The following is a 6,645-nucleotide window of genomic DNA, read 5'->3' as shown; positions in this document are numbered from 1 at the left end:
CTGGAGGCGCTCTACCGACCGGTGGACAATCTCTTGAGCCTGGGCGCGTCGTAGTTCGGCGAACCGCAGTTTTGATACCGCTTCGGAACATAGCGATTGAATCGCGTCCGTCGGGGTTCTAGCGTCGACCTCGAGGCTGAACTCAGCCCGACTCCCGGGGGGAGATGCGATGACGGGCGCTCCGTCGGACCTGCGCAAGGATGCGACTGCGGCGACGCAGGCCGCGCACGCTGCGTTGGCTGCGCGCCTGCCGGCCGACGACGGTGCGGACTTCGTCCTTGCGCGGCGCGGCTTCAAGGGCAGCCTCGATGGCGCGGACGTGCCCGGAGCCTGGAGCCAGGCGCCCTTCGCCTTCCTCGATGGCGAACGGCCGGACACGGTCAATCCCAGCCTCTGGCGGCAGGCGCGACTGAACGCGATCCATGGTCTGTTCGAGGTGACGCCCGGCGTCTGGCAGGTGCGCGGCTTCGACATCTCCAACGTGACCTTCATCGAGGGCAAGGAAGGCCTGATCGTCATCGATCCGCTGACCTCGGCCCAGCCGGCCGCGGCGGCGCTGAAGCTGGTGCGCGAGACGGTGGGCCAAAAGCCGGTGACGGGCGTGATCTACACCCACAGCCATGTCGATCACTACGGCGGCATCCTGGGCGTGGCGGGAGCCGATGAGATCGCCGGCGGCCTGCCGATTGTGGCGCCGGAGGGCTTCCTGCAGGCGGCGGTGGCGGAGAACGTCCTGGCCGGCAACGTGATGAGCCGCCGGGCCACCTACATGTATGGCGGCCTGCTGCCCAAGGATGCGCGTGGGCACGTCGATTCCGGGCTCGGCAAGGGCACGTCGACCGGTCGGGTGGCGTTGGTGGCGCCCACCGTCGCCATCGATCACACGGGCCAGATACTGGAGCTGGACGGTGTGGAGATCCGCTTCCAGGTGACGCCCGACACCGAGGCGCCGGCGGAGATGAACTTCCATTTCCCGAGGTTCGGCGCGCTCTGCATGGCCGAGAACTGCACCTGCCACCTGCACAATCTCTACACGCCCAGAGGCGCGCAGGTGCGCGACGCCAAGGCCTGGGCCTACTACATCGACGAGGCGCTCGACATGTTCGGGACCGACTCGAATGTGATGTTCGCCAGCCATCACTGGCCGCGCTGGGGCGAGGGGGCGATCCGGGCCTTTCTGGCCAAGCAGCGGGACCTCTACAAATTCATCCACGATCAGACGTTGCGGATGGCCAATCACGGGATGAACGCGACGGAGATCGCCGAGGTCCTGCGCCTGCCGCCCAGCCTGGAAGCCGAGTGGCATACCCGCAGCTACTACGGAACGCTCAACCACAACGCCAAGGCCGTCTATCAGAAGTATCTCGGCTGGTTCGACGGCAACCCGGCCAATCTGCACAAGCACCCGCCGGAGGCGGCCGGCGCGCGCTACGTGGCGGCCATGGGCGGCGCGGATGCGGTGATGGCCGAGGGGCGCAAGGCGTTCGAGGCCGGCGACTATCGCTGGGTCGCCGAACTTGTCGGCCATCTGGTGTTCGCCGAGCCGACCCATACCGAGGCGCGCGCGCTGCAGGCCGATGCGCTGGAGCAGATGGGCTATCAGGCCGAGTCCGGACCCTGGCGCGACTTCTACCTGACCGGCGCGCAGGAGCTGCGGAATCCGCGGCCCAAGGCCGACAAGCCGCGCCAGGCGGCGGCCGGCCAACTGCGGACCATGCCGGCCGATAACCTGCTGGATTCTCTGTCGGTCCGGGTGAACGGCCTGGCGGCCGGCGAAACGGACCTGGCCTTCACGGTGGTGTTCGCCGACACCGGCGAACGCTTCGCGGTGCGGCTCGAGAACGCCGTACTGCGGCATCGACCGGGCGACGGCGGCCCTGAGGCGCGGGTGACGCGCGACGGACTGATCGACCTGGTGATGGGCGCCAAGCCGCCGGAGGAGGTGGAGGTCGCCGGCGATGGGTCTGAACAACTGCACGCCTTGCTTGGACTGCTCGACCGCTTCGACCTCTGGTTCGAGATCGCCGCCCCATGACCAGAGCTCCGATGCCCCAGCCCACCTTCGAGACCCTGCTCTACGACGTCGCTGACGGGATCGCGACGATCACGCTGAACCGGCCGGACCGGCTGAACGCCTTCACGCCCAAGATGATGCTGGACATGATCGCGGCCTTCGATGCGACCGACGCCGACGATGCGGTAAAGGCGGTGATCGTGACCGGCGCGGGGCGGGGTTTCTGCGCCGGCGCGGACCTGGGGGCGGGCGGCGCCACGTTCGATGCGGGCGCCCGTGAGGCCGAACGCCGGGCGGCGGGCGACACCGGCGACGTTACGCGCGACGGCGGCGGGCGGGTGTCCCTGCGCATCTTCCAGAGCCTGAAGCCGGTGATCTGCGCCGTGAACGGGGCGGCGGTCGGCGTCGGGGCGACGATGCAGCTGGGCATGGACATCCGGCTGGCTTCCACCGAGGCGCGCTTCGGCTTCGTTTTCGCAAGGCGAGGGCTGGCGCTGGAGGCGGCTTCGTCCTGGTTCCTGCCGCGGATCGTCGGCGCCTCGACGGCGCTGGAGTGGTGCTATTCGGGTCGCCTGTTCCCGGCCTCCGAGGCCAAGGAGCGCGGGCTGGTGCGCTCGCTGCACGCGCCCGACGAGCTTCTGCCGGCCGCGCGCGCCCTGGCGGCTGAGTTCGTGGAGAACGCCGCGCCGATGTCGATGGCGGTGACGCGGCAACTGATCTGGCGCGGCCTGGCCGCCGACCATCCGATGGAGGCGCATCGGGCCGACAGCCGATCAATGCGCCTGCGCGGCGCGTCGGACGACGCGCGGGAGGGCATCCAAGCGTTCCTGGACAAGCGGCCCGCGGCGTTTCCGGACCGGGTATCGGCCGGCCTGCCAGAGCTATGGCCTGAATGGGACGAGCCGGAATATCGTTGAGGCATGGGTGACCCGGGCTAACCGGGCAGGAGGAGACGGGTATGGGACGTAAGCTGGGATCAACTCTGCGATATGTGCTGCCTGCGGCGGCGGTCGGAGTTGTGATCGCGGGGGCTGCAGTCGGCGCTCAGCAAGGCGGCGGGTCGGGCAAGCCCGAGTCGCAAGCCTCACGCTCTGCGGCGAAGGGCGGAGCCGCACGGGACCGCCTGCCGGGCCACAACCCGGACCGGAACGCCTACTTCGGCGACCTCCACGTCCACACCTACATCTCCAATGACGCCTACATCTTCAACGAACGAAAGACCCCGGACGACGCCTATCGGTTCGCCCAGGGCGAACCACTCGGTCACGCCTCCGGCTACTCGGTCCGACTGGCGGGCGGACCGCTGGACTTTGTGGCCGTCACGGACCACGCCGAGTACATGGCGGTGGTGCGCGAAGCCGGCGATCCGGCCAGCCCGCTCTCCAAGCTGCCCTTCTCCAAGAGCCTGCAAAGCCCCGATCCGGCCGAGATCGCGCGCGCGTTCGACGATTTCAACAGGGGGCGGCGCGAGGGTACGCTGCCGAAGGAGTACAGCGATCCGGCGATCACCTCGGCGGCCTGGCGGGAGACCATCGAGTCGGCCGAACGCCACAATCGGCCGGGCCGGTTCACGACCTTTGTCGGCTACGAATACACCTCGGCGCCCGACCGGAAGAACCTGCACCGCAACGTGATTTTCAGGGATGTCGCGCCGCCCATGCCGTTCTCGGCGAGCGATTCCAACGATCCGGAAAACCTCTGGCGGACCATGGACGCCTGGCGGTCGAAGGGCGTCGAGGCTCTGGCCATCCCGCACAACTCCAACGGCTCCGACGGCATGATGTTCGACAGCGTGCGGCGCAACGGCCAGCCGGTCGACAAGGCCTACGCCGAGCTGCGCATGCGCAACGAGCCCATCGTGGAGATGACCCAGATCAAGGGTACGTCCGACACCCACCCCTCGCTGTCGCCGAACGACGAGTGGGCCAACTTCGAGATTATGGAGAAGTACATCGGCTCCAACATCGATGTGACCAAGTTCTGGGGCGGCTATGTGCGTCGCGCTTTGCAGGACGGGATCATCATCCGCGAGAAGGTGGGCGCGAACCCGTTCAAGTTCGGCTTCATCGGCGCGTCGGACACCCACAACGCGATGCCCGGCACCGTGGAGGAACCGAACTACGTTTCCAAGACTGCGCGCCGCGACGGGAAGCCGGAACTCCGCGGCTCCGTCCCCGCCAACGGCGCCCGCGACTGGAGCGCGCCGCCGCCAGCCAATCCACCTGTATTCCAGACCTGGGGGGCGTCAGGCCTTGCGGGCGTCTGGGCGGAGGAGAACAGCCGAGAGTCGATCTATGCGGCGATGCGCCGGAAGGAGACGTTCGCGACGTCGGGTCCGCGCATCAAGGTGCGGTTCTTCGCCAGCCACGACTTCCCGGCGGATCTGCTGAGCCGTCCGGATACCGTGCGTCAGGCCTATGCCCGCGGCGTGCCCATGGGCGGCGACCTGCTGGCGGCGCGGGGCAAGACGCCCAAGTTCCTGGTCTGGGCGGTTCGGGACCCCAATGCGGGGTATCTCCAGCGCGCTCAGGTGGTGAAGGGTTGGATCGAGAACGGCGAGGCCAAGGAGAAGGTGTTCGATGTCGCCTGCTCGGACGGCCTGAAGGTGGATCCGGCGACCAACCGCTGCCCGTCGAATGGGGCGCGGGTCGATCTCGCGTCGTGCCGGCCCGAACCCTTCAAGGGCGACGTCGAGTTGCGCACGGTCTGGTCGGACCCGGGTTATGATCCCAAGCAGCGGGCCTTCTACTATGTCCGGGTGCTTGAGAACCCTTCCTGCCGCTGGTCCACCTGGGACGCGCTGCGCAACGGCACGCCTCCCAACCCCAAGCTCGCCCCGACCATCATGGAGCGCGCCTGGTCGTCCGCCATATGGGTCGAGCCCGCAGCCTGAGCTTAGGAGATTATGATGGCCATGAAACTTCGTGAACTGGCGCGGTATGGAATCCCAGCGGTGGCCGTGGGCGCGCTTGTCGCCGGCACGGCGCTCAGCGCGCAGTCCGGCGGCGGGAAGAAGGCCGAAGCGGCAGCGACAACGCCGGCGTCATCAGCTCGGACGGCGGCTCCGTCGGCGACCGGCCGGCTCCCGGGATATGATCCGGATCGCAACGCCTATTTCGGCGATCTGCACGTGCACACGCACCTGTCGTTCGACGCCTATATCTTCAACGTCCGCAAGACGCCGGACGACGCCTATCGGTTCGCCAAGGGCGAGGCGATCGGCCATGCCGGCGGGTTTGACATAAGGCTGGCGGGCGGTCCGCTCGACTTCACCGCGGTGACCGACCACGCGGAGTTCATGGGGGCCATCCGCGAGGCCAACGACCCCAAGAGCCCGCTGTCGAAGCTGCCGGTCACCGAGGGCCTGTTTTCGAGCGATCCGGCGGCGATCGGTCGCGCGTTCAGCCGCATCGTCACCGGCTTCCGGGACGGCACGTTGCCGCCGGAGTTCAGCGACCGGGAGATCGTCTCCCGGGCCTGGCGCGAGGTCCAGGAGGCGGCCGCCCGTCACAATGAGCCGGGGCGCTTCACCACCTTTGTCGGCTATGAGTACACCTCGGCGCCCGATGGACGGAACCTGCACCGCAATGTGATCTATCGGGACGGCCGGGTCTCGGAGCTGCCGTTCAACGCCAACATGTCGCGCGATCCGGAAGACCTCTGGAAGGCCATGGACGGATGGCGGGCCAAGGGCGTCGAAGCGATGGCCATTCCGCACAACTCCAACGGCTCTGACGGGCTGATGTTCGACAGCGTCCGGCTCAACGGGCAGTCCATAGACAAGGCCTATGCCGAAGCTCGGATGCGCAACGAGCCGATTGTCGAGATGACCCAGATCAAGGGCACGTCGGACACCCATCCCTCGCTTTCGCCCAATGACGAATGGGCCAATTTCGAGATCATGGAGAGCTATATCGGCCAGCCCAAGGCCATCACCAAGTTCTGGGGCGGCTATGTGCGCCGCGCGCTTCAGGACGGGATCATCATCCGTGAGAAGGTCGGCGCGAACCCGTTCAAGTTCGGACTCATCGGCGCCTCGGACACGCATAATGCGGCGCCGGGCAGTGTTGAGGAACCGAACTACTTCTCAAAGACCGGACGCCCGGATTCACGCCCCGAACTGCGCGGCTCGACCCCGCCCCTGGGGGCCCGGGACTGGCACGGGACCGACCCGGCCGCGGCCGGCGGTCGCTATCAGGCCTGGGGCGCCTCGGGCCTTGCGGGCGTCTGGGCGGAGGAGAACAGCCGCGAGGCGATCTATGCGGCGATGCGCCGGAAGGAGACGTTCGCGACGTCGGGTCCGCGCATCAAGGTGCGGTTCTTCGCCAGCCACGACTTCCCGGCGGATCTGCTGAGCCGCGCCGATACGGTGCGTCAGGCCTATGCCCGAGGCGTGCCGATGGGCGGGGATCTGCTGGCGGCGCGGGGCAAGGCGCCCAAGTTCCTGGTCTGGGCGGTGCGCGATCCGCGGGCCGGCTACCTGCAGCGCGCTCAGGTGGTGAAGGGCTGGATCGAGAACGGCGAGGCCAAGGAGAAGGTGTTTGATGTCGCCTGCTCGGACGGGCTGAAGGTGGATCCGGCGACCAACCGCTGCCCCGGCAACGGGGCCGCCGTTGACCTCTCCACCTGCA

General features: G+C 67.9%; 4 protein-coding genes. All 4 read left to right on the top strand.

What is annotated here, in order from left to right; genetic code table 11:
- The first annotated feature begins 169 nt into the window (after positions 1 to 169).
- A complete protein-coding gene (locus tag ACIQ3R_RS13335) occupies positions 170 to 2,035 on the top strand; it encodes an alkyl/aryl-sulfatase (protein WP_397419281.1) in 1,866 nt (621 codons plus the stop codon).
- An 11-nt stretch (positions 2,036 to 2,046) separates the two neighbouring features.
- Positions 2,047 to 2,931, top strand: coding sequence for an enoyl-CoA hydratase-related protein (locus ACIQ3R_RS13330; RefSeq protein WP_397419283.1), 885 nt, complete (start codon positions 2,047 to 2,049; stop codon positions 2,929 to 2,931).
- A gap of 41 nt (positions 2,932 to 2,972) precedes the next feature.
- Positions 2,973 to 4,907, top strand: a complete 1,935-nt coding sequence (locus ACIQ3R_RS13325; protein WP_397419279.1) for a DUF3604 domain-containing protein — start codon at positions 2,973 to 2,975, stop codon at positions 4,905 to 4,907.
- Positions 4,908 to 4,928: 21 nt separating this feature from the next.
- Positions 4,929 to 6,645, top strand: a 1,717-nt coding sequence (locus tag ACIQ3R_RS13320) for a DUF3604 domain-containing protein (protein WP_397419277.1), incomplete at its 3' end; no start/stop codon positions are given.

Origin of the sequence: Phenylobacterium sp., from assembly GCF_044371015.1 — a bacterium.
GTDB lineage: Bacteria > Pseudomonadota > Alphaproteobacteria > Caulobacterales > Caulobacteraceae > Phenylobacterium.
This window is presented reverse-complemented; position numbering and strand designations above follow the sequence as displayed.